Raw genomic sequence first — 20,038 nt, 5'->3', positions numbered from 1 at the left:
CTAGATTGGTAGAATTTAGAAAAAAGTCTTTTGTAATATCTCTCGCTTGTCGCTAGAACGGCCGCAGATCAAGGCTCGCAACAGCGGCTTGGATCCGCTCCACTCGTGGGTGTGGAATTTTTTTCTCCTGCCTCTGGTGCTTGCGGAAAAGCGATTGCTTCGCACGAAGCGATGCGCGAGTGCGTTCCTTCTGTTTTTTCGCGCCCGCGCGTAAAACCGACAGCGTATTCAGGATTCCGCTCGTATGCCGCAGGCCCCCGCCAAGCTCAACGCCTTTCCCGTCTTTATGCGGGTTGCTGGCGAAGCTGTGGCCATCGTCGGCGGCGGCGAGGAGGCTCTGGCCAAGGCGCGGCTGATCGGCCAGTCGAGCGCCGTCTTGCGCATCATAGCCGATGCCCCCGAGCATGATTTGCTGGCCTTCATCGCCGCGAATGGCGCCGTCCACATCGCTGCCGCCTATGAGGCCGCGCATCTCGAAGGCGCGGTGATGGTGTTTGCTGCCAGCGGCAACGAGGCGCTTGACCGCCGCGTTGCCGAGGATGCGCGCCGGCTGGGCATTCCGGTCAATGCCGTCGACCGGCCGGAGCTGTGCGATTTCTTCACCCCGGCGCTGGTCAACCGCGCGCCGGTCGCCATTGCCATCGGCACGGAAGGGGCCGGACCGGTGCTTGCCCAGATGCTGCGCAGCCGCATCGACCGCATGCTGTCGCCGTCGCTCGGGCCGCTTGCTTCGCTTGCTGCCTCGTTGCGCGGCACTGTTGAGAGATTGCTGCCGAAAGGCAATGCCCGCCGCCGCTTCTGGAGCGAGTTTTTCGGCGGCGCGCCGGCCCGCGCCATGGAGGCTGGCCAGCTTTCGCAGGCGCACGGTGCCGCCGTCGACCTGTTGCTTTCGAACGCGCCGGCATCGGGTCACATTGCCCTGGTTGGCGCGGGTCCCGGCGCCGAAGACCTGCTGACGCTGCGCGCCCACCGGCTGCTGATGGAAGCCGATGTCATCGTCTATGATGCGCTGGTGCCGGAGGCGATCGTCGCCATGGGCCGTCGCGACGCCGAGCGTCTGCCGGTAGGCAAACGCAAGGGCTGCCACACCAAGAGCCAGGCCGAGGTCAATGCGCTGCTGATCGAGCTCGGCCGCGACGGCAAGCGGGTCGTGCGGCTGAAATCCGGCGATCCGCTGGTGTTCGGCCGGGCGGGCGAGGAAATGGCAGCGCTGCGCGATGCCGGCATCGCCTATGAGGTGGTTCCGGGCGTCACCGCGGCCTTCGCCGCCGCCGCCGATTTCGAGCTGCCGCTGACGCTGCGCGGCGTGTCGTCGTCGATGGTGTTCACCACCGGCCACGACCTCAAGGGAAATTCGCTGCCCGACTGGGCCAAGCTCGCCATTTCTGGCGCCACGGTCGCCGTCTATATGGGCCGCTCGGTCGCCGCCGAGGTTGCCGGCCGGCTGATCGAGGCCGGCCTGTCGCCGGATACGGCGGTCGCCGTGGTCGAGAATGCCAGCCTTGCCAACCGCCGCCGTTTCCACGGCACGCTCGCCGACCTGCCGTCGCTGGAGATTCGCGCCGACCTTACCGGTCCGGTCATGACCATCATCGGCGATGCGGTTGCCGGCGCCAATTTTGAACGTTCCGAGCCGCTGGCGGCACACAGGCATGAAGGCGCGGCCCAAACTGCCGCCGAAGGAGCTGAACGATGAAAGTCCTGACTGCAAACCGCCTCGCCGACGGCGAAGCCGTCTGGTACGCCAATGGCGGCTGGGCCGAGACCATCGACAATGCCGATGTCGCCTATGACAAGGCGGCTGAAGACCGGCTGGAGGCGATCGGCGCCACGGCCTCTGCCAATAATGAAGTGGTCGACGTCAATCTGATCGACGTGACCGTCGCCAATGGTGTCGTCGAGCCGGTCCGGCTGCGCGAAAAGATCCGCGCCGCCGGCCCGACCAACCGCAACGACCTGGGCAAGCAGGCCCGCCCGGTAGCCGCCCGGGCGGCGTAAACGACCACATTGAAGACAACGGGCGGACGCGCCCGGAAAGACCAGACATGTACCGTTACGATGAGTTCGATCACGATTTCGTCCAGGCCCGCGTCGCCGAGTTCAGCGATCAGGTCGCGCGGCGGCTTGCCGGCGAGATCACCGAGGATCAGTTCCGGCCGCTGCGGCTGATGAATGGCGTCTACCTGCAGTTGCACGCCTACATGCTGCGCATCGCGGTGCCTTACGGCACGCTGAACAGCAAGCAGTTGCGCATGCTTGGCCACATCGCCCGCAAATACGACAAGGGCTACGGCCATTTCACGACGCGCCAGAACATCCAGTTCAACTGGCCGGCGCTGTCGGACATTCCGGCGATCCTGGCCGATCTGGCGAGCGTCGAGATGCACGCCATCCAGACCAGCGGCAACTGCATCCGCAACGTCACCGCCGACCACTTTGCCGGTGCCGCCGCCGACGAGGTGGCCGATCCGCGTCCCTATGCGGAAATCCTGCGCCAATGGTCGTCGGTGCATCCGGAATTCTCGTTCCTCCCGAGAAAATTCAAGATCGCGGTGACCGGCGCGGAGCGCGACCGCGCCGCCATCCAGACGCATGACATCGGCCTGCATTTGAAGAAGAACGCTGCCGGCGAACTCGGTTTCGCCGTCTATGTCGGCGGCGGCCAGGGCCGTACGCCGATGATCGCCAAGAAGATCCGCGACTTCCTGCCCGAGGCCGACCTTCTGTCCTATTGCACGGCGATCCTGCGCGTTTACAACCTCTACGGCCGCCGCGACAACAAATACAAGGCGCGCATCAAGATCCTCGTCCACGAGACCGGCGTCGAGGAGATCACCCGCCAGGTCGAGGCCGAATGGCAGCAGCTGAAGGATGCGGATCTAAAACTGCCGGAAGCCGACATCCGCACCATCGATGCCTATTTCGCACCACCGGCGCTGGTCGAACGGCCGGAAGGCGACGAGGCCGTCAAGCTCGCCCGCCTCGATTCGAAGAGCTTTTCGGAGTGGCTCGACCAGAACGTGGTGACCCACCGTCACCCCGATTATGCCGCCGTGACCATCTCGCTCAAGGCCATTGGCGAAGCGCCGGGCGACGCCTCCGACAGCCAGATGGAAGCGGTCGCCGACCTTGCCGAAAAATATGCTTTCGACGAGCTGCGCGTCAGCCATGAGCAGAACCTGATCCTGCCGCATGTCGCGCGGGCCGACCTCAAGGCGGTCTATGACGCGCTGGTCGACATCGGACTGGCGACGGCCAATTCCAACCTGATATCAGACATCATCTCGTGCCCGGGCCTCGACTATTGCGCGCTGGCCACGGCGCGCTCGATTCCGGTGGCGCAGGAAATCTCGCGTCGTTTCGCTTCGCTAGAGCGGCAGCGCGAGATCGGCGAACTGAAGCTGAAGATTTCCGGCTGCATCAATGCCTGCGGCCATCACCATGTCGGCCATATCGGCATCCTCGGCGTCGAGAAGAAGGGCGCCGAACTCTACCAGGTGACGCTCGGCGGCTCGGCCGACGAGAACACCTCGGTCGGCGAGATCATCGGCCGCGGCTTCAGCTCGGCAGAGATCACCGACGCCATCGAGCAGATCGTCGAGACCTATCTCGGCCTCCGGCTCGACAGAAACGAAAAATTCATCGACGCCTACCGCCGTGTCGGTCCCGCGCCGTTCAAGGAGGCGCTCTATGCTGGCGAAGCCAAGGCCGCTTGATCGTATTGTCGACGCCGAGGCCGGCATCGCCGCCGAAGCGGCGGGGCTCGATGCGCTCTATGGTCATCTGAAGCCGCTGGAGATCATCGAGCGGTCGGCCCGGGAATTCTTTCACGGTGAAATCGCCGCAGTTTCGTCGTTCGGGGCGGATTCTGCAGTGCTTCTGCACATGATCGCCAAGATCGACCGGACGCTGCCGGTCATCTTCCTCGACACCGGCAAGCACTTCGAGGAGACGCTCGGCTATCGCGACGCGCTGGTTGCCGATTTCGGGCTGACCGATATCAGGGTGATCACGCCCGAAGAAGCGGCGCTCGAACGGATCGATCCGGCCGGTAATCTGAACGAAACCGACACCGACGCCTGCTGCGGTGTTCGCAAGGTCGAGCCGCTGGCGCGCGGCGTCGAGCCGTTCCGCGCCTGGTTCACCGGCCGCAAGCGTTTTCAGGCGACGACGCGAGCATCCCTGCCGGTGTTCGAAGCGGTCGGCTCGCGCATCCGCATCAATCCGCTGGCGCATTGGACGACATCAGACCAGGCCAACTATATGCGCGCGCATGCGCTGCGTGAGAATCCACTGGTCGCCTATGGCTATCTATCGATAGGCTGCTTCCCGTGCACGCAGCCGGTGCAGCCGGGCGAGGATGCACGCAGCGGCCGCTGGGTGGGGCACGCCAAGACAGAGTGCGGCATCCATTTGTCGGGGCTGGAGAAGTCGCTGACCGACGCATCGCTTTAGGGTATGTCGATATTCAGGTGAGGCTGGCCTTGCGAATGGCGGCTTCCTGCGCTTCCGGTGCTCACGTACCCAAAGTACGCTCCGCTCCGGTTCTCGGAAGCCACCATTCTCGGCTCGGCCTGTCCTGAATCTCAACACACCCTCGAGCGTTTTCAACTTTAGAATTTTGGGGACTTGGGAATTTCTCGATGAGTGAATCGATAGTGAAAAACGCCACCCGCCTCTGGACCCCGACAGGTTTTAGCGAGGACGAGTGGAGTCATGCCGAGAGCGCCGACGCACTGTCCGGCAATGGCCGCTTCATCCTGCCGCTGCAGGTGTTTCTCGACCTCGATCCGGCGGTGCGCCGGTCGGCGAAGGAGCGCCTCGGCGTGCTGCTTCAGCCCGGCGATCAGCTCGAAAAGATCGCGGACCTGCTCGACCAGATATCGCTGGTGGCGCTGGCCTTCCCGGCTTTCAGTGACGGCCGCTCCTTCTCCAAGGGCGAACTGCTGCGCAGCCGCTACCGTTTCGAGGGCGCGGTCCGCGCCACCGGACAGGTTCTGGTCGACCAGCTTCCGCATATGCTGCGCCTCGGCTTCGACGAGTTCGAAGTAACAAATCCAGTGTTGCTGAAACGGCTCGAGGAAGGCCGCACCGGCGGTCTGCCGCTGTCCTACCAGCCGACCGTGAAGCCGGAGGCCAAAGGCCCCAAATATTCCTGGCGGCGGGTGCGCACCGGTTGATCTCCCCACCGAGCAAGTCGCATCTGGTCGGACCACTTTGCCGATTCAATCTTTTATTTTCGGCATCCGCCCCTTAAGATACGGCCTATTATTTCGTGATCCGAAATAATTCGCCACCAAGGGAGGAACCGGGAATGGCTGGTAAGAAGATATTGATGCTCGTTGGCGAGTTCAGCGAGGAATACGAGATTTTCGTCTTTGAACAGGCCATGCATGCGGTCGGCCACACCGTGCATGTCGTGTGTCCCGACAAGAAGGCAGGCGATATCCTGAAGACGTCGCTGCACGACTTCGAGGGTCACCAGACCTATACGGAAAAGCTCGGCCACGACTACATCCTCAACAAGACGTTTTCCGAGGTCAATCCGGCTGAATACGATGCCGTCTATGCGGCAGGCGGGCGCGGGCCGGAATATATCCGCATCGACAAGCGCGTGCAGGCGCTGGTGCGGCATTTCCACGAGACCGGCAAGCCGATCTTCACCATTTGCCACGGCGCGCAGATCCTGATGGCGGTCGACGGCGTGCTGCGTGGCAGGGAAGTCGCGGCGCTGCAGTATTGCGAGCCGGAAGTCACGCTCGCTGGCGGCACCTACATCGATGTCGCGCCGACCGGCGCCCATGTCGACGGCAATCTGGTGTCGGCCAAGGGCTGGCCGGGGCTGGCCGCCTTCATGCGCGAATGCCTGAAAGTGCTTGGCACCGAGATCCACCACGGCGAGATCCTGATGCGCGAGGAACGCAAGGCGGCTTGAGTCGGGCCTTGGAAACCGCCGCACCTGTGGTGCGGCGGCTCTACAGCGCCGCGTCCTTTTGGGACGCGCAAAGGACGCTGTAGAACTTGATTCTGCGCATGATCCTTCCGAAAATCGATTTCGATTTTCGGGTGATGCTTTTACGCAGTCATCCGCGCTTCGCGAAACGACACCAGCTTGCTGCGGCTCTCATCCCACAGCGCCAGCTTGACGCAGCGCAGGCTGTCGAGAAGCGTGACGCGGCCGATTTCGCGCAGTTCCGGATAGTCCCTCAGGACCTCCTGGAGCCGATAGCACGGCACCTTGGCTGAGAGGTGATGCACGTGATGGACGCCGATATTGCCGGTGAACCAGTTCAGCACCGGCGGCAGGTCATAATAGGACGAGCCGTGCAGGGCCGCATGCTGGAACTCCCATTCGGAGTCCTTTGCCCACTCGGTCTCCTCGAACTGGTGCTGGACGTAGAACAGCCAGATGCCGGCGGAGCCGGCGAGAACGACGATGGGCAAGTGGACAACCAGGAACGCTTCGAGGCCGACGAACCAGACAAGGGCGGCGGCGGCGACCGCGATGGCCGCGTTGGTGGCCATCGACGACACCCAGGGCGTGAGGCCGCCTCGCATCATGCCGACTGGCAGTCTCTGTTCAAAGATGAATAGCCAAATAGGGCCGAGGCCGAACATGACGAGCGGATGGCGGTAGAGGCGATAGGCAAGGCGGCCCCGCCAGGACATTTGCCGATATTCCGCGACAGTCAGCGTCCTGATGTCGCCCGTGCCGCGCTCATCGAGATTGCCGGCGCTGGCGTGATGGGTTGCGTGGGCACGCCGCCAGCAATCGTAAGGCGTCAAGGTCAGGATGCCCAGCCCGCGGCCGATCCAGTCGTCGGCGGTGCGATTGGCGAAGAACGAGCCGTGGCCGCAATCGTGCTGGATCATGAAGATCCGCACCAGAAAGCCGGCGGCCGGAAGGATGAGGATCAGACCCCACCAATGGCCATAGGCATAGGCAGCCGAGGACAGTGCCCACAGCGTGGCAAAGGGGATGAGGGTGATGGCAAGTTCGACGGCGCTGCGCCGCCTGTCAGGTTTCTTGTAGCGCGCCAGGATCTTCAACCAGGCACGCTTGCTGTTCGCTACAGCTTCGGGGGAAATCATGTTCATCAGGAAGCATAGACGGACCATTTCGTCGCCGCAAGCCAGGCATCACGCAAAGTTACTGCGGGTAATTGTCGCGCGACGCGCAAGCTGCGGCAAAAGGCATGCCAATGGCGCGCAGCGACAGGCGTGTGTGTTGTCTATCGCCGGTTGCCACCGGCGGCTACGCTGCTTTCGATGCCGTCCAGGCGGTCAAGCAATTCCCTGAAACGATCGGGAATGTCGTTCTCCGTCCGGAACGCCGGCAACGCGCGCAGAAAGTGCATCGTTGCCTCGGTGCCGAACTGGCGCCTGATGCCGGCCGCCAGCCTTTCACGTCTTTCGTCATCGTTGGGGGCGCCATTCTTACGGTCGCCGTCGTTGCGGGTCGCCATCTCAAAATCCTGTGTCGGTTTCGAAACTCTTCCAGCAGACGAATGGTTCCCCTATCGCAGCATCTTGGCAAGCAAAGCCGGTGGTTACAGTAAAATTTGAATTAATATCGAAAGGTCCCCATGATGCGTCGTCAAAAGCGCGAGCGGCCTGTCCAGTATCGCTTGCCCCTTGATTTTTGGCCGCCAAACCTCGATATCGGGCACAAAATCCACATCATTTGAAATGACGGGAAACGGCGATGAGCGACCAGGCAAAAGACGAACGCGCGCCCGATGAAGCCGAGACGGCCGGGGCTGCCACCGAACACACGCAAGGCAGCGCCGACGGCGACTATGAAGCGCTTGTGCGGCTGCTGAAGGAAAACGACGAGTTGAAGGACCGCGCGCTCCGCGTCGCAGCCGAGATGGAGAATCTGCGCCGCCGTACCGCCCGTGACGTGCACGATGCACGCGCCTATGCGGTTGCCAATTTCGCCCGTGACATGCTGTCGGTATCGGACAATCTGCGCCGCGCACTGGATGCGATCCCGGCTGAGTCCAAGGCGTCAGGTGATGCCGGTTTGAAGTCACTGATCGAGGGCGTCGAGCTCACCGAGCGCGCCATGCTATCGGCGCTCGAGCGGCACGGAGTGAAGAAGCTCGAGCCGGAAGGCGAGAAATTCGACCCGAATTTCCATCAGGCGATGTTCGAGGTGCCCAATCCGGAGGTGCCGGCCAACACGGTGGTCCAGGTCGTGCAGCCAGGCTATTCGATCGGTGAGCGGGTGTTGCGGCCGGCCATGGTCGGGGTTGCCAAGGGCGGTCCCAAGCATGTGGCAAGCGAAGCGCCGGTCGAGCCAGGGCCGGTGAATGAGCAAGCTGAGAAGGATGCGTAAGTTAAGGGAATAGGGCAGTAGGAGCAGTAGGGGCAGTAGGGTAAAGGAGCCGTACCAATCGTACGGCTTCGTGCTATTCATACATCCCTATTCACCCGCTCTCCTACTCCGCTATGCCCTTGAACCCGATCGAGCTTCTCGACTATGCCGGTGTCGCCGTCTTCGCGGCGACCGGTGCGCTGGCCGCTTCGCGCAAGCAGCTCGACATCATCGGCTTTCTGTTCCTGGCCAGCGTCACCGGCATCGGCGGTGGCACGTTTCGTGACGTCATCCTCAATCTGCCGGTCTTCTGGGTTACCAACTCTGGCTATGTGCTGATCTGCGCGGTGGTGGCGATGCTTGTCTTTTTCGGGGCGCACCGTCTCGAATCCCGCTGGAAATTACTGCTCTGGCTCGACGCCGTCGGCCTCGCCGCGTTTTCCGTGATGGGTGCCGCCAAGGGCCTGGCCATCACCGGCTCGCCGGTCGTGTCCGTTGTTACCGGCGTGCTCACCGCCACGTTCGGCGGGATCTTGCGCGACCTGCTGGCCGGTGAGGCTTCGGTGCTCTTGAGACCAGAAATCTATGTCACCGCCGCCCTTGCGGGCGCCATCCTGTTTACAACAGGCGATCTCGCCGGACTGCCGCCGCTCGCCTCGGGCCTGGTGGGCTTCATAGCCGCTTTCTGCGTGCGTGGCGGCGCGCTTAAGTTCGGCTGGGCCTTTCCGTCCTACAAGAGCCGGCCCGGCCGGCGGCCGGAAGATATTCCGTGAAATGAGGGCGAGTAGCGAATAGGGACAACGATCCGCAGCGAATTGGCGGAACTCCCGCTACTCGCTACTCGCTACTCCCTATTCGCTACTCATTGGAATCTCATGCGGCGAAGCGCTGGGCTTCCCCGCCATAATAGCTGACGTAGCGGGCGCCGATCTCCTTGACCGGCATCACCACGAACACGTCGACCGTCGAGAATTCGCGGTCGATGACGCAGCCGTCGCCGATGCGCGCGCCGACGCGCAGATAGCCCTTGACCAGCGGTGGCATCGCCGCGATCGCGGCCTTGGCGTTGACCGCCTCGATCGGCATCAAATCCATGGAACAGTAGCGGCCGGCGACGGCGCGCACGTCCCAGGCCGAATTCGTCCGGCAGTGATGGGCGAGATAGGTCAGCGCTTCGGCGTGTGCCGCCGGCACGGTGCCGGGGAACGAGGCGCAACCGGTCATCACGCCGATCCCATAATGGTTGATATAGGCCCAGATACCTTGCCAGAGCGCCTCGATGGTGCGCTTCGAGCGGTATTCCGGCAAGACGCAGGAGCGGCCGAGCTCGAGGAAACGCTGGCCGGGATGGCGGGCGATAAGATTGGTCAGCTCAAACTCGCCCTCGGAATAGAAGCCGCCGGCCGCTGCCGCGATCTCCTGCCGCAACAGGCGGTAGGTGCCGACAATGCGGCGATGCTCGGGACCGGACAGCGAGGTGTCGAAGACGAGCAGATGATCACAGAGCGGATCAAAATGGTCGGCGTCGCGGCGGTCCTGCACCTGAAACAGGGTTTTCTTGGCGCCGAGCTCGTCATAGAACACCCGGTAGCGCACTTCCTGCGCGGCGGCGATCTCGGCCTCGTTGCGTGCGAGCCGCACTTCGAGGTTGCCGATACGGCCAAGCGCTTCGCCTTTTATGACAGCATCGACGTTGCGCCCGGTGAGCAAAGCACCCCTGGCGTTCGGCCGAGCGTCACATTCCGGCATAACTGTATGCACGAGTGATTCTCCTTCGAGCCATCCCTCTTGGCACGGGGATACGGCGTAGGTGCAACAGGATTGTGACAGTACCGTGATACGGCCCTGCCGGCAATACTTCGTCGGCTGGGCAACCCTTCAACCGGCTATGTTCTGCAGGTAAGCCAGGCAAGGATAGCCGGCGGATCAAGCGGCCACGTGACCCTCGACCGCATGGACAAGCGCGTCGGGGTCGAGCGGCTTGGTGACGAAGCCGCTGGCGCCATGGGCGAGCACTGCGTGGCGGGTCGTTTCCTGACTGTCCGCCGACAGCACCATGATCGGAACCGGCGACACGGCGGTTTCCTCCTCGTGCCGGCGGATGGCGGCGATCGCGTCCAGCCCGTCCATGACAGGCATGTGCAGGTCCATCAGCACCACGTCGAAGCGGCACTTGTGGTCGGTGCCGGTGATGGCCTCGACGGCGGCCTTGCCGTTGCCGACCAGTTTCACGCGATGCCCGGCCTTTAGCAGCGTGGCACGGGCAAGCATGGCGTTGATGTCGTTATCCTCGGCGATCAGCACGGACAGGCCCCGCCGCCGGCCGCCAATGGCGCGGGCGGTTGGTGCCCCGCGCTTTTCCGGCTGCGGCTGGGTGAGGGCAGGCACGCTGCTGGTCAAGAGCACGCGAAGCAACGTTTCGCCACGCACCGGCCTTGCCAGAAAGGTGGCGTAGCCGCTGGCGCGGAACTCGCCCAGCATGCCGCGGTCGGTTGGCGCGATCAGTGTGATCGCCTCGCAATCGGCAAAGCCGCTCTGGCGAAGGCGCTTGAGCAACCTGCCGTCGCCTTCCTCCATGGCCGCATCGACCAAAAGCGCGTCGCAGCCTTCGGCGAAGGACGCTGCCTGGGCGGCGGTGGTGGCCAGATCGACCTTGCCGCCATTGGCGCGGATGGTGCGGGCGATGGCGTCGGCCTCGATGGCATTCTTCGACAGGATCACGGCGCGCCGCCCTGACAGCGCATCCCGACGGCTCTGCGGCGGCTCGGTGGCCGATATTGCAGGGATTTCGAAGACGAATTCCGAACCCTGGCCGAGCTGGCTCGACACCGAGATCGTGCCGCCCATGGCGATCACCAGGCGCCTGGAGATGGCAAGACCGAGCCCGGCGCCGCCATGCGCGCGAGTCGACGTGCCGTCAGCCTGTTCGAATTCCTCGAAGATGCGCTCCAGGTCGTCCTCGTGCAGGCCGGGACCGGTGTCGGTGACGGTGAAGCATATGCGGTCGGTGGTTTCGGTGCGGGCACGAGCGATGCTCACCAACACGCCGCCGCTGTCGGTGAACTTGATGGCGTTGCCGATGAGGTTGAGCAGCACCTGCCTGACTCTTCCAGGATCGGCTGATATCATCTGCGGCACGTCGGGTTCGACATGGCAGCCAAGGCCGATGTTCTTGGCGAAGGCACGCGCCGCCAGGAGTTCTACGATGTTGTCGGCGATCTCGCGCACCGACATTGGCTGCGGTTCGGGATCGAAGCGGCCGGCCTCGATCTTGGAATAGTCGAGCAGGTCCTCGATCAGCGCCAGCAGCGCGCTGGCCGAGGTCGAGATGGCGCCGACATAGGTCCGTTGTTGCGGCGAGAGCCCGGTGTCCGCCAGCAGCTTGGCCATGCCCATGATGCCGTTCATCGGCGTGCGGATCTCGTGGCTGACGGTGGCGAGGAAGCGCGATTTGGCCTGGCTTGCATATTCGGCTCGCTCGCGGGCGGTGATCAGCGACGTTTCGGCGTGCTTGCGGGCGGTAATGTCGCGGGCGATGGCGCGATGCGAGACAGCACCGCTCTCCTTGTCGCGCACGGACAGTTCGATCCATGAGAACCAGCGCGGGCCGCTCGGTGTTCTAATGGCGACGTCGGTGGAGCTCAGGCATTCATGATCGGAAAAAGCGGCATCGGGAACGATGCCGACGTCGATGCCGAGGTCGGCCAGGGCCTTGCCGGCAAGGTCGCGCTGGTCGGCTCCGACAAGCTCGGCGAAAACCTTGTTGGCATAGACGATGTGGCCGTCACGGTCGCGATGGACGACGAGATCGCCAAGCGCGTCGATCAACCCGCGAAAGCGTTCCTCGCTCTCCTGCATCTCCCACACGCGGTCGGCCAGGCTCTCAACCTCGGCGCGGCTGCGCGCTGCGGTCTCGCCAAGCAGCGCAACCGTGCGGCGCGCCGTGCGCCTGGCACGCACATGCACGGCAAGGCCTGCCATGCCAGTCGACAAAAGCCCGACGGTGATGAAGATCGGCGCGCCGGTCAGATGCGACAGGCCCGCCAGCACGACGATGGCGACGAGCATCAGGAACGGCAGGCCTTCGCGATTGGCGGCGGGCAATTCAGGCGCCAGTGGCGGCGCCGCGATATGCTGCCGGCTTGGCGCCTCCGGGCCGATCCCGTCGACGTTTTCGGCGCTCTCTGTTTCTCTGATGCCGGATTCCGTGACCATGCGGAAACCCTTGCCAGACAGAGATTATGGAAAATTGCCGCGGATCGTTCGAATTTTAGCGGTCGCGCGGTTTTTGCCTCTCCGCTCCTGAAGCGCGTCGCGTTTGGCCGGCCTCATACGAGGCGCTTCACCGCTGCACACCCTGGGTCATACTTTTGCTCGACATGCATCAAAAACCGGAGAAGGAAGAGCTCACATGTCCACCACCACGCGACCGCGGACCTTGCCCTCGACGATATCGTGCGCGGCGTCGATGATGCCATCGAAGCCAATGGTCGTGGACAGTTTGGCGAGCTTCTGGAGGTCGAGGTCCGTGCCGATGCGGCGCCACGCCTCCATGCGGACCGTTTTTGGCGCCATCACCGAATCGATGCCGAGCAGACAAACGCCGCGCAGGATGAACGGGGCGACGCTCGTCGGCAGATCCATGCCGCCGGCCAGGCCGCAGGCGGCGACGGCGCCGCCATAGGAGGTCATCGAAAGGACGTTGGCCAGGGTGTGACTGCCGACCGCGTCGACGCCGCCGGCCCAGCGTTCCTTGGCGAGCGGCTTTGCCGGCTGGGCAAGCTCGTCGCGCGAAATCACTTCCGAAGCACCCAGGTCGGTCAGGTATGGACTTTCAGCGCTGCGGCCGGTCGAGGCGGTAACGTGATAGCCGAGGCTGGACAGAATCGAAACCGCGACCGAGCCGACGCCGCCGGCCGCGCCCGTCACCACGACGGGGCCGCGTTCCGGCACGATGCCGTGCCGTTCCAGCGCGATAACGCAAAGCATGGCTGTGTAACCTGCCGTGCCGACCGCCATCGCATCATGCGGGCTCATGCCCTGGGGCAGCGGCACCAGCCAGTCGCCCTTGACACGGGCGCGCTCGGCATAGGCGCCAAAATGCGTCTCGCCGACGCCCCAGCCGTTCAATATGACCTTGTCCCCCGTGCGCCAGTCGGCATGGGAGGACGAGATCACGGTGCCGGCGAAATCAATGCCCGGCACCAGCGGCCAGCGGCGGATCACCGGCGCCTTGCCGGATATGGCGAGGCCGTCCTTGTAGTTCACCGTCGTCGCCTCGACGGCGACGGTGACGTCGCCTTCCATTAGGTCGGCTTCGGTAAGGTCGGTGATCGCGACCGACTGCTTCTTCTCGGCGTCGCGCGAAACGAGGATGGCTTTGAAGGTTTCGGGCATGTCTTCTCCTCGGGCTTCTTGAATGGGACACTGTATGGCGGCAGAAGGCCAGGTCAATCGCTTGAGGGCTTGGCCTCACGCCGCCAACCAATGAGTTCGTCGAGGACGACCACCACCGCGCCGACCGCGATGAAGGCGTCGGCGAGGTTGAAGATGGCGAAGGACCATATTGGGGTGTGAAACAGGATGTAGTCGATCACGTGACCATAGGTAACGCGGTCGAACAGATTGCCGAGCGCGCCGCCGACGATCAGCGCAAAGCCGATGCGGGTAAGCACGTGGCCGGGCGGAGTTCGGGCCGCGAGATAGAGCACGAAAGCGACGACGAAAGCGGCGATGACCACCAGGCCAGTGTCACCGAAGGACGAAAACATCGAGAAGGCGATGCCGGTGTTGTAGGTGCGATACAATGCCAGGAACGGGACAAGATCGACCTTTTCCTGAAAAGGGAGGCCGGTCTCGACCAGATATTTCACCCACTGGTCGAGCGTCACCGCGGCGGCGACCAGCACGACGTAGGGCAACCAGGATTTTGCCGTTGGGGATTTCACCGTTCGGGATGTCACGGTCAGGCGCCCTCCGGGGCAAGTTTCAGCGCGCCGCGCCGGATCTCGAACAGCATGATGCCGGTGGCCACCGCGAGATTGAGCGAATCGGCCCGACCGGACTGTGGAATCCGCAGCAATCTGTCGCAGCTTTCGGCCAGGCTTTCGGGCAGGCCCTGCTGTTCGTTGCCCATCATCAGCAGCACCGGGCCTTTGGAAAAGTCGACCGAACGGTAATCGACCGCACCCTTCAGATGTGTGCCGGCAACAAGGCCAGGAAAGCTTTTTCGCCACGCAAGGAAGGCCTCCGGCGTCGCCTTGGTGACCGGCACGGCGAAGATCGAGCCCATCGTGGCGCGCACGGTCTCGACGGAAAAAGGATCGGTGGTCTCGCCGACCAGGATGATGCCCTTGGCGCCAACGGCATCGACGGTGCGGATGACGGTACCGAGATTGCCGGGATCGCGCACGCGGTCCAGCGCCACCCAGACATCGCCGTCTTGAGCGCGGATGTCCTTCAGCGGCAGGAACTTTTGCGAAAAGACGCCGACCACCATTTGCGGGTTGTCGCGGCGGGTGATGGCGACGAGCACTTTTTCCGAAACTTCGAGCACGGTGCCGCCGGCGGCAACCGTGCGTGCCGCGACCTTTTCGACCGCCGCGTTGCCGCGTCCGGCTTTGGCGAAGACCAGCGTCCGGATCGACCACCCGAGGTCGAGCGCGTCGATGACCAGCTTCAGCCCCTCGGCCATGAATGCGTTCTGCTGGTCGCGGTATTTCTTCAGCGAGAGCGCCTTGATGTCCTTGATCAACGGATTGGCAAGGCTGGTGACTTCCTTCACCTGCCCTGGCGCGCCGACGTGCCGCTCGCTCATTCAGGCCACCCAGCGCGAAAACAGCGAGGTGGACAGCGCCCGGCCGGCGGATTTCTCGCGGATAATCAGTTCGCCGGATTCGACCGTGCCGCCCATGCCGGCAAAAGTGTCGCGCATCAAGGCATGGATGGCGAAGAAGGAAGCGCGGATCGAATAGGCGGTCAGCACGACAGCGAGCGGCTTCGGCGTCAGGACCGAGCGGCAGAGGTCGGTCAGAGCAGGCAGATCCTCGAACAATTGCCAGACCTCGCCCCTGGGGCCACGGCCATAGGCGGGCGGATCGAACAGGACGATGTCGTAACGGCTGCCTCGGCGCTCCTCGCGCTCGGCGAATTTTAGGGCGTCGTCGACGATCCAACGGATCGGCTTTTGCGACAGGCCCGCCATCTCCTGGTTCTCCCTGGCCCAGCCGATCGCCTTCTTGGAAGCATCGACATGGGTGACCTCGGCGCCGGCGCGCGCCGCCACCAGCGAGGCAAGGCCGGTATAGCCGAACAGATTCAGCACTTTGACCGGCCGCTTCGCCGCCGCGATCAGCCCGGCCATGTGATCCCAGTGCGAGGCCTGCTCGGGGAACACGCCGACATGGCGAAACGAGGTGAAGCGGCCGAGATAATCGATGCCGTCATGCTTCATTGGCCAGGTTTCGCCGAGCGGCGTCCTGGGGAAACGCCAGCGGCCGATGCCTTCCTCGTCGGTGTCGCCGGTGAAAATGGCGTCGGCGCGGTCCCAGTCTTTGGCCGGCAACGCTTTTTGCCAGATCGCTTGGCCTTCAGGCCGAACGATGCGATAGGGGCCGTACTGCTCGAGCTTCTGTCCGGCACCGCTGTCGAGCAACGCGTAGTCGGCGTTGGGCGCGACTTCGAGGATCAGCGGCAGGTGTTCGGCGGGCAGGGCGCCGTCGCGGCGGGAAAGGACGCGCGGCGCGGCTATCGGCTCGGTGCGGTGCGATGCTGTGCCGCTTCCGCGCGGTTCCGCCCCGCCCTTTGCGAGTTGATGCGAGCGGCTGTCGCGGCGTTTGTCGCGAAAAGGTTTCAAGAAGAGCATCTCCTGGGCGACGTGGCCCGCTTCTGCCACAGCACATTCACCGGCGCAATCAACGCAGTCGCTGGACATTCGCGAAACGGTCAGCCGCGCTTGATGAAGAGCAGGGCGGCAACCAGCGATACGAAGCCGACGGCCTTGAAGCCGGCGACGATCATATGGCCGGTTTCCCAACGCAGCCGGATCGCTTCGAAATTCTCCGGAATCGGCCCAGGCACCCAGGTGGCCAGAATATCGTTCGCCGGCTTGACGAGAGCAAACCACATCGCAAGAGACACCGCATAGAGTACGGCAGCGGCCAACGCGTACCAGAACGCCGGTCGGTCATTGCGCAGCATCCAAGCGAGCAGTCCCGGACAGCCGATCGCGGCCAGGTCCAGTGGCGCGCCAATGACGGCAAACAGCTGGAACTGGGCGTTGAAGACAGTGGCCTCGCGCCAGAGAGAGGGCGACCACTTCGTCAGCCGAGGAGCCGATTCCAGGACATGGGCGAAGGATGGTCCAAGGCTGAGCGCCGCGACAACGGCGGCCAAGATGGACCAGAACAACAGGAACCCGCGTATCTCCATAACGCCCGAACAACGGGGTGACGCCGGAGACGTTCCCCGTCGGAAGGGAGTAAAGGGAGTAGGGGAGTAGGGGAGTAGGGCATAAAGCAGTAAGTGAATAGGGAAAGATGGCTTGCACGAAGCCGATCCAATGGTACGACTCCCCCTACTCCCCTAACTTCCCCATCGCCTTGTACACCGCAATGCCGGCGGCGAGGTCTTCGAGGGCTGCGCCGACCGATTTGAACAGCGTGATCTCACCGGGGCTCTGCCGGCCCTTCTTCTGGTCGCGTGCCAATTCATGCAGGTCGGCGACGATGGCTTGCGCCTCCAGCACGCCCGAGGCCAGCGGCTGGACGATGTCGCCCGCTTCCTTGGTGGCGCCGGCCCGGGTGTCAACGTAGACGCGGGCGCGCGCAATCGCATCGTCGTCGCTTTCGCGCATGGCCGGCGTGAAGCCGCCGACCAGATCGACATGGGTCCCCGGCTTCAACAGCGCGCCCTTGATCAGCGGCGTGGTCGTGATCGTCGCCGACGAAACGATGTCGGCCTGGCCGAGTTCGGCGTCGAGATCGCTCGCGGCGGTGGCCGCAAAGCCCTCGGCGCGCAATTCCGCCGCAACCTTTTCTGCATTGGCGGGCGTGCGGTTCCAGATGCGGATGACGGTGATCGGCCGCACCGCGCAATGCGCCCTGGCGAGGAACGGCGACAGCGCGCCGGCGCCGACCACCAGCAGCCGCGAAGCGTCCTCGCGGGCCAGATAGGAGGCTGCCAGCGCCGACGCGCAGGCCGTGCGCCACTGCGTCAGCCGCTGGCCGTCGATCATGGCTTCAGGCTCGCCGGTCGCACCGTCGAGCAGGAGGTAAAGCCCCATCACAGCGGGTTTGCCCACGGCGTTGTTGTCGGGCGACACGGTGACGATCTTGACGCCGATATGGCCGCCTGCCGACGAGCCGGCGGCATTGAAGTCGGTCCAGGCCGGCATCAGGAGCAGGGTCGAGGCCGCGCCGTCGGGCCGTTCGACCGTATGGTGGTGCCTGACCGGCTGTACCGCGCCATCGCGAAAAGCCGCGCGCAGCGTTTCGACCAGGCCGGGAAAGGTCAGCGCCTGATCGACCTCGGCCGCCGAAATGCTCAGCATAAGAAACTCCGTCGAGAGAAATACGCCTGACGCATGACCGCGAAATCAGAAGCGATTTTCTGCAAAGATCATGCGCAATCAAAAATGGTACAGCGTCCTTTGCGCGCCCAAAAAGGACGCGCGGCGGTTCCGGCTCAGCCCGTCGGCTTCGGCAAGGAGGGGCCTTGTTGCGCGGCCGGTGCCCGGCTGACCGCCTGGCGCAAGTTCTCGGCCTCGACGCCGCGCTGGCGCGCCAGCTTGCGATAGCGGCCCTGCTTGATCCAGGTCGCCAGGCTGCCGACGATCATGCCGATGGCGAGGGCCAGGAACAGGAAGATGAAAAGCGGCAGCGTCATCGTCAGCGCCGGATTGCCGGGGTTGAATGGGTCCAGGGTGAAGGCAACCGGATCGCGGTTGGCGACCGCCAGCGCAATCAGAATGACGGCCAGCGGCACGAAGACCACGATGAGCATGAAACGATTGAACATAGAATTTCCTGTCGAAGGCGGGCTCTACCAAAGGCCGGGCCTCCTGAAAAGGCCGGCATGGCGCATGAGCCCGCGCGGCGCTTATTTGCCGCTGTTCAGCCTTTCACGCAATTCCTTGCCGGTCTTGAAGAACGGCACCCATTTCTCCTCGACCTCGACGGATTCGCCGGTACGCGGATTGCGGCCGGTGCGGGCGGGGCGGTTTTTCACCGAGAAAGCGCCGAAACCGCGCAGTTCGACCCGGTTGCCTTCGGCAAGCGCGTCTGTGATCTCGTCGAAAATCGCGCCGACAATGTTTTCGACGTCGCGCAGGAAAAGGTGCGGGTTGCGTGTGGCGATGATCTGCACAAGTTCGGATTTGATCATGAGAAGGCTCCCCGTGAAAACACTGCGGTCAAATTATGAGGATGATTTTATTTGCTTTTTCACTCGTCTCAAGGGTGCCAGACGGAAACCAGACCGTCAAGAAACAAGCGATCGGCACCAAGTTCGTGAATGATGTCGCCGCCATAGTCGGGCAGGCCGAGCGCACTGCCGATGGTTCGTGCCATCGCCTTCGAGAACAGGAAGCCGCCGCTTTCCGCGTCCTTCCACTCCACCACCTTGAGCTTGGCGTCGATGCCCTTGGTTGCGAGCCAGTCGATCGCTTCGGTCTCGCCGCCGACCGCGTCGACCAATTTGTTGGCAACGGCCTGCCGGCCGGTGAAGATCGATCCGTCGGCCAGCGCCAGCGCCTCCGGTTTGGTCATCTTGCGGCGTTCGGCGACGATGCCGACGAACCAGTCGTAGCTGTCGAGGATGAGCTTGCGGACCATGGTGCGCTCGTCGTCATTGGTCGGTTTGAAAGGCGATGGCGAAGCTTTCAACGGCGAGGATTTCACTTCCTCGAGCTTGACGCCGAGTTTGTTCATAAGGCCGCTGACGTCCGGATACTGGATCAGCACGCCTATCGAGCCGACAATCGACGATTTGCGCGCGACGATATAATCGGTCGCGGTGGCGATCATATAGCCCGCCGATGCGGCGAGCGTGCCGACCTGGGCCACCACCGGCTTCTCGGCGGCCAGCTTGCGCACTGCCTCGTAGATCGATTCGCCGCCGACGGTGGTGCCGCCCGGTGAATCGATCGACAGGATTACAGCTTTCACCCTGGAGGATTGACGGATGGCGTCCAGTTGCTTGATCAGGTCGTCGTCTTCGGTGATGGTGCCCTCGATCTTGACCTTGGCGATATGGTCGATCGCCGCGCCAGTGAAGTCATCGCCGTAAATCCAGGTCGAAAAGGCAATCAGCCCGGCTGCTGCGACAACAAGCGCTGCAACGCGCCAGAATGTCAGCTTGCGGCGCAAGCGGCGGCGGTCGATCAGGTCGTCGGCTCTCAGTACCATGGTCAGCCTCATAGTCGGTGGGAGCAGATGCTTTTAAAGCAACCGCCCGCGCCCGGCTACCGATTCCTGACGAGCTTGCGCCAAAAGACAAGGTCTCGACGTTGGCGAGACGGCGTTTCGAGAGAACATAAAAGACCAATCCACAGCCCCTAACGCTGTCGGCCCGTATCTGGTATGACGTGCAAGTTGTGCCGGTTTCATTTTCGTTTGTGCAACAGCAACCGTCACACTTTTGCGGTTTTCCTCCGCTTGTGCTTGCTTGATGGCGCCGGCATCCCACCTATAGGGGTGCTTGGCGGCAGGGGTTTAGAAG

The 20,038-nt window shown here is 63.5% G+C and carries 21 protein-coding genes; 8 read left to right on the top strand and 13 right to left on the bottom strand.

Annotation, left to right across the window (positions count from 1 at the left end; all coding sequences use genetic code 11):
- The first annotated feature begins 244 nt into the window (after nt 1-244).
- From cysG to AC0L2K_RS18920, 6 genes are all read left to right on the top strand, one after another.
- Nucleotides 245-1,696: a siroheme synthase CysG gene (gene cysG, locus AC0L2K_RS18945; protein WP_473532033.1), complete on the top strand. Its 1,452-nt coding sequence runs from the start codon at nt 245-247 to the stop codon at nt 1,694-1,696.
- The gene (locus tag AC0L2K_RS18940) at nt 1,693-1,998 is read left to right on the top strand and encodes a DUF2849 domain-containing protein (protein ID WP_023797424.1); all 306 of its coding nucleotides are present in this window, start codon (nt 1,693-1,695) and stop codon (nt 1,996-1,998) included. Before cysG ends, AC0L2K_RS18940 begins: the two co-directional genes overlap by 4 nt.
- A 47-nt stretch (nt 1,999-2,045) precedes the next feature.
- Entirely contained in the window at nt 2,046-3,716 is a 1,671-nt protein-coding gene (locus AC0L2K_RS18935) for a nitrite/sulfite reductase (protein ID WP_023797425.1), read from the top strand.
- A complete protein-coding gene (locus AC0L2K_RS18930; protein WP_128173486.1) occupies nt 3,691-4,455 on the top strand; it encodes a phosphoadenylyl-sulfate reductase in 765 nt (254 codons plus the stop codon). Before AC0L2K_RS18935 ends, AC0L2K_RS18930 begins: the two co-directional genes overlap by 26 nt.
- A gap of 188 nt (nt 4,456-4,643) precedes the next feature.
- Nucleotides 4,644-5,180, top strand: coding sequence for a DUF934 domain-containing protein (locus AC0L2K_RS18925; RefSeq protein WP_473532032.1), 537 nt, complete (start codon nt 4,644-4,646; stop codon nt 5,178-5,180).
- A 134-nt stretch (nt 5,181-5,314) separates the two neighbouring features.
- Nucleotides 5,315-5,935: a DJ-1/PfpI family protein gene (locus AC0L2K_RS18920; protein WP_473532031.1), complete on the top strand. Its 621-nt coding sequence runs from the start codon at nt 5,315-5,317 to the stop codon at nt 5,933-5,935.
- A 140-nt stretch (nt 5,936-6,075) separates the two neighbouring features.
- Here the strand turns inward: AC0L2K_RS18920 and AC0L2K_RS18915 are convergent, their stop codons facing one another.
- Both AC0L2K_RS18915 and AC0L2K_RS18910 read right to left on the bottom strand, forming a co-directional pair.
- Complete coding sequence (locus AC0L2K_RS18915) at nt 6,076-7,098, bottom strand: fatty acid desaturase (protein ID WP_128171074.1); 1,023 nt, start codon at nt 7,096-7,098, stop codon at nt 6,076-6,078.
- A gap of 134 nt (nt 7,099-7,232) precedes the next feature.
- Nucleotides 7,233-7,466 carry a hypothetical protein gene (locus AC0L2K_RS18910; RefSeq protein WP_023797430.1) on the bottom strand — a complete coding sequence of 78 codons (234 nt, stop codon included), beginning with the start codon at nt 7,464-7,466 and terminating at the stop codon, nt 7,233-7,235.
- Nucleotides 7,467-7,705: 239 nt separating this feature from the next.
- On the opposite strand from AC0L2K_RS18910, the gene grpE reads away from it, so the two are divergent.
- Nucleotides 7,706-8,341 carry a nucleotide exchange factor GrpE gene (gene grpE / locus AC0L2K_RS18905; RefSeq protein ID WP_091595557.1) on the top strand — a complete coding sequence of 212 codons (636 nt, stop codon included), beginning with the start codon at nt 7,706-7,708 and terminating at the stop codon, nt 8,339-8,341.
- 119 nt (nt 8,342-8,460) lie between these two features.
- Nucleotides 8,461-9,093: a trimeric intracellular cation channel family protein gene (locus AC0L2K_RS18900; RefSeq protein WP_023797432.1), complete on the top strand. Its 633-nt coding sequence runs from the start codon at nt 8,461-8,463 to the stop codon at nt 9,091-9,093.
- Between the two features lie 100 nt (nt 9,094-9,193).
- On the opposite strand, the gene olsB is transcribed toward AC0L2K_RS18900, so the two are convergent.
- The 11 genes from olsB to sppA all read right to left on the bottom strand — a co-directional run bounded on the left by olsB (nt 9,194) and on the right by sppA (nt 19,725).
- On the bottom strand, nt 9,194-10,081 hold the full coding sequence (olsB, locus tag AC0L2K_RS18895; protein ID WP_084833614.1) for a l-ornithine N(alpha)-acyltransferase: 888 nt from the start codon (nt 10,079-10,081) through the stop codon (nt 9,194-9,196).
- Nucleotides 10,082-10,246: 165 nt separating this feature from the next.
- A complete protein-coding gene (locus tag AC0L2K_RS18890) occupies nt 10,247-12,535 on the bottom strand; it encodes an ATP-binding protein (protein WP_473532030.1) in 2,289 nt (762 codons plus the stop codon).
- Between the two features lie 192 nt (nt 12,536-12,727).
- Nucleotides 12,728-13,717, bottom strand: a complete 990-nt coding sequence (acuI, locus tag AC0L2K_RS18885) for an acrylyl-CoA reductase (NADPH) (RefSeq protein WP_023797435.1) — start codon at nt 13,715-13,717, stop codon at nt 12,728-12,730.
- 53 nt (nt 13,718-13,770) lie between these two features.
- Entirely contained in the window at nt 13,771-14,283 is a 513-nt protein-coding gene (lspA, locus tag AC0L2K_RS18880; protein ID WP_473493279.1) for a signal peptidase II, read from the bottom strand.
- A 2-nt stretch (nt 14,284-14,285) separates the two neighbouring features.
- Nucleotides 14,286-15,137, bottom strand: a complete 852-nt coding sequence (locus AC0L2K_RS18875) for a TrmH family RNA methyltransferase (RefSeq protein WP_473532029.1) — start codon at nt 15,135-15,137, stop codon at nt 14,286-14,288.
- Entirely contained in the window at nt 15,138-16,175 is a 1,038-nt protein-coding gene (locus AC0L2K_RS18870) for an RsmD family RNA methyltransferase (RefSeq protein WP_473532028.1), read from the bottom strand.
- 89 nt (nt 16,176-16,264) lie between these two features.
- A complete protein-coding gene (locus tag AC0L2K_RS18865; protein ID WP_287064736.1) occupies nt 16,265-16,750 on the bottom strand; it encodes a DUF1772 domain-containing protein in 486 nt (161 codons plus the stop codon).
- Nucleotides 16,751-16,895: 145 nt separating this feature from the next.
- The gene (gene lhpI / locus AC0L2K_RS18860) at nt 16,896-17,870 is read right to left on the bottom strand and encodes a bifunctional Delta(1)-pyrroline-2-carboxylate/Delta(1)-piperideine-2-carboxylate reductase (protein ID WP_128247352.1); all 975 of its coding nucleotides are present in this window, start codon (nt 17,868-17,870) and stop codon (nt 16,896-16,898) included.
- A gap of 134 nt (nt 17,871-18,004) precedes the next feature.
- Nucleotides 18,005-18,337: a LapA family protein gene (locus tag AC0L2K_RS18855; protein ID WP_027153064.1), complete on the bottom strand. Its 333-nt coding sequence runs from the start codon at nt 18,335-18,337 to the stop codon at nt 18,005-18,007.
- An 81-nt stretch (nt 18,338-18,418) separates the two neighbouring features.
- Nucleotides 18,419-18,703, bottom strand: a complete 285-nt coding sequence (locus tag AC0L2K_RS18850; RefSeq protein WP_023797441.1) for an integration host factor subunit beta — start codon at nt 18,701-18,703, stop codon at nt 18,419-18,421.
- Nucleotides 18,704-18,771: 68 nt separating this feature from the next.
- Entirely contained in the window at nt 18,772-19,725 is a 954-nt protein-coding gene (gene sppA / locus AC0L2K_RS18845; RefSeq protein ID WP_473532027.1) for a signal peptide peptidase SppA, read from the bottom strand.
- Nucleotides 19,726-20,038 lie beyond the last annotated feature (313 nt).

It is taken from the genome of Mesorhizobium sp. WSM4817, from assembly GCF_055811135.1.
The sequence above is the reverse complement of the archived record's forward strand: the minus strand, read 5'-3'. Positions and strand labels throughout refer to the sequence as shown.

Bases quoted from the DNA above. Each gene is read 5' to 3' on its own strand.
- cysG (WP_473532033.1), top strand. From the start codon at position 245: ATGCCGCAGGCCCCCGCCAAGCTCAACGCCTTTCCCGTCTTTATGCGG.
- AC0L2K_RS18940 (WP_023797424.1), top strand. From the start codon at position 1,693: ATGAAAGTCCTGACTGCAAACCGCCTCGCCGACGGCGAAGCCGTCTGG.
- AC0L2K_RS18935 (WP_023797425.1), top strand. From the start codon at position 2,046: ATGTACCGTTACGATGAGTTCGATCACGATTTCGTCCAGGCCCGCGTC.
- AC0L2K_RS18930 (WP_128173486.1), top strand. From the start codon at position 3,691: ATGCTGGCGAAGCCAAGGCCGCTTGATCGTATTGTCGACGCCGAGGCC.
- AC0L2K_RS18925 (WP_473532032.1), top strand. From the start codon at position 4,644: ATGAGTGAATCGATAGTGAAAAACGCCACCCGCCTCTGGACCCCGACA.
- AC0L2K_RS18920 (WP_473532031.1), top strand. From the start codon at position 5,315: ATGGCTGGTAAGAAGATATTGATGCTCGTTGGCGAGTTCAGCGAGGAA.
- AC0L2K_RS18915 (WP_128171074.1), bottom strand. From the start codon at position 7,098: ATGAACATGATTTCCCCCGAAGCTGTAGCGAACAGCAAGCGTGCCTGG.
- AC0L2K_RS18910 (WP_023797430.1), bottom strand. From the start codon at position 7,466: ATGGCGACCCGCAACGACGGCGACCGTAAGAATGGCGCCCCCAACGAT.
- grpE (WP_091595557.1), top strand. From the start codon at position 7,706: ATGAGCGACCAGGCAAAAGACGAACGCGCGCCCGATGAAGCCGAGACG.
- AC0L2K_RS18890 (WP_473532030.1), bottom strand. From the start codon at position 12,535: ATGGTCACGGAATCCGGCATCAGAGAAACAGAGAGCGCCGAAAACGTC.
- acuI (WP_023797435.1), bottom strand. From the start codon at position 13,717: ATGCCCGAAACCTTCAAAGCCATCCTCGTTTCGCGCGACGCCGAGAAG.
- AC0L2K_RS18875 (WP_473532029.1), bottom strand. From the start codon at position 15,137: ATGAGCGAGCGGCACGTCGGCGCGCCAGGGCAGGTGAAGGAAGTCACC.
- AC0L2K_RS18865 (WP_287064736.1), bottom strand. From the start codon at position 16,750: ATGGAGATACGCGGGTTCCTGTTGTTCTGGTCCATCTTGGCCGCCGTT.
- lhpI (WP_128247352.1), bottom strand. From the start codon at position 17,870: ATGCTGAGCATTTCGGCGGCCGAGGTCGATCAGGCGCTGACCTTTCCC.
- AC0L2K_RS18855 (WP_027153064.1), bottom strand. From the start codon at position 18,337: ATGTTCAATCGTTTCATGCTCATCGTGGTCTTCGTGCCGCTGGCCGTC.
- AC0L2K_RS18850 (WP_023797441.1), bottom strand. From the start codon at position 18,703: ATGATCAAATCCGAACTTGTGCAGATCATCGCCACACGCAACCCGCAC.
- sppA (WP_473532027.1), bottom strand. From the start codon at position 19,725: ATGGTACTGAGAGCCGACGACCTGATCGACCGCCGCCGCTTGCGCCGC.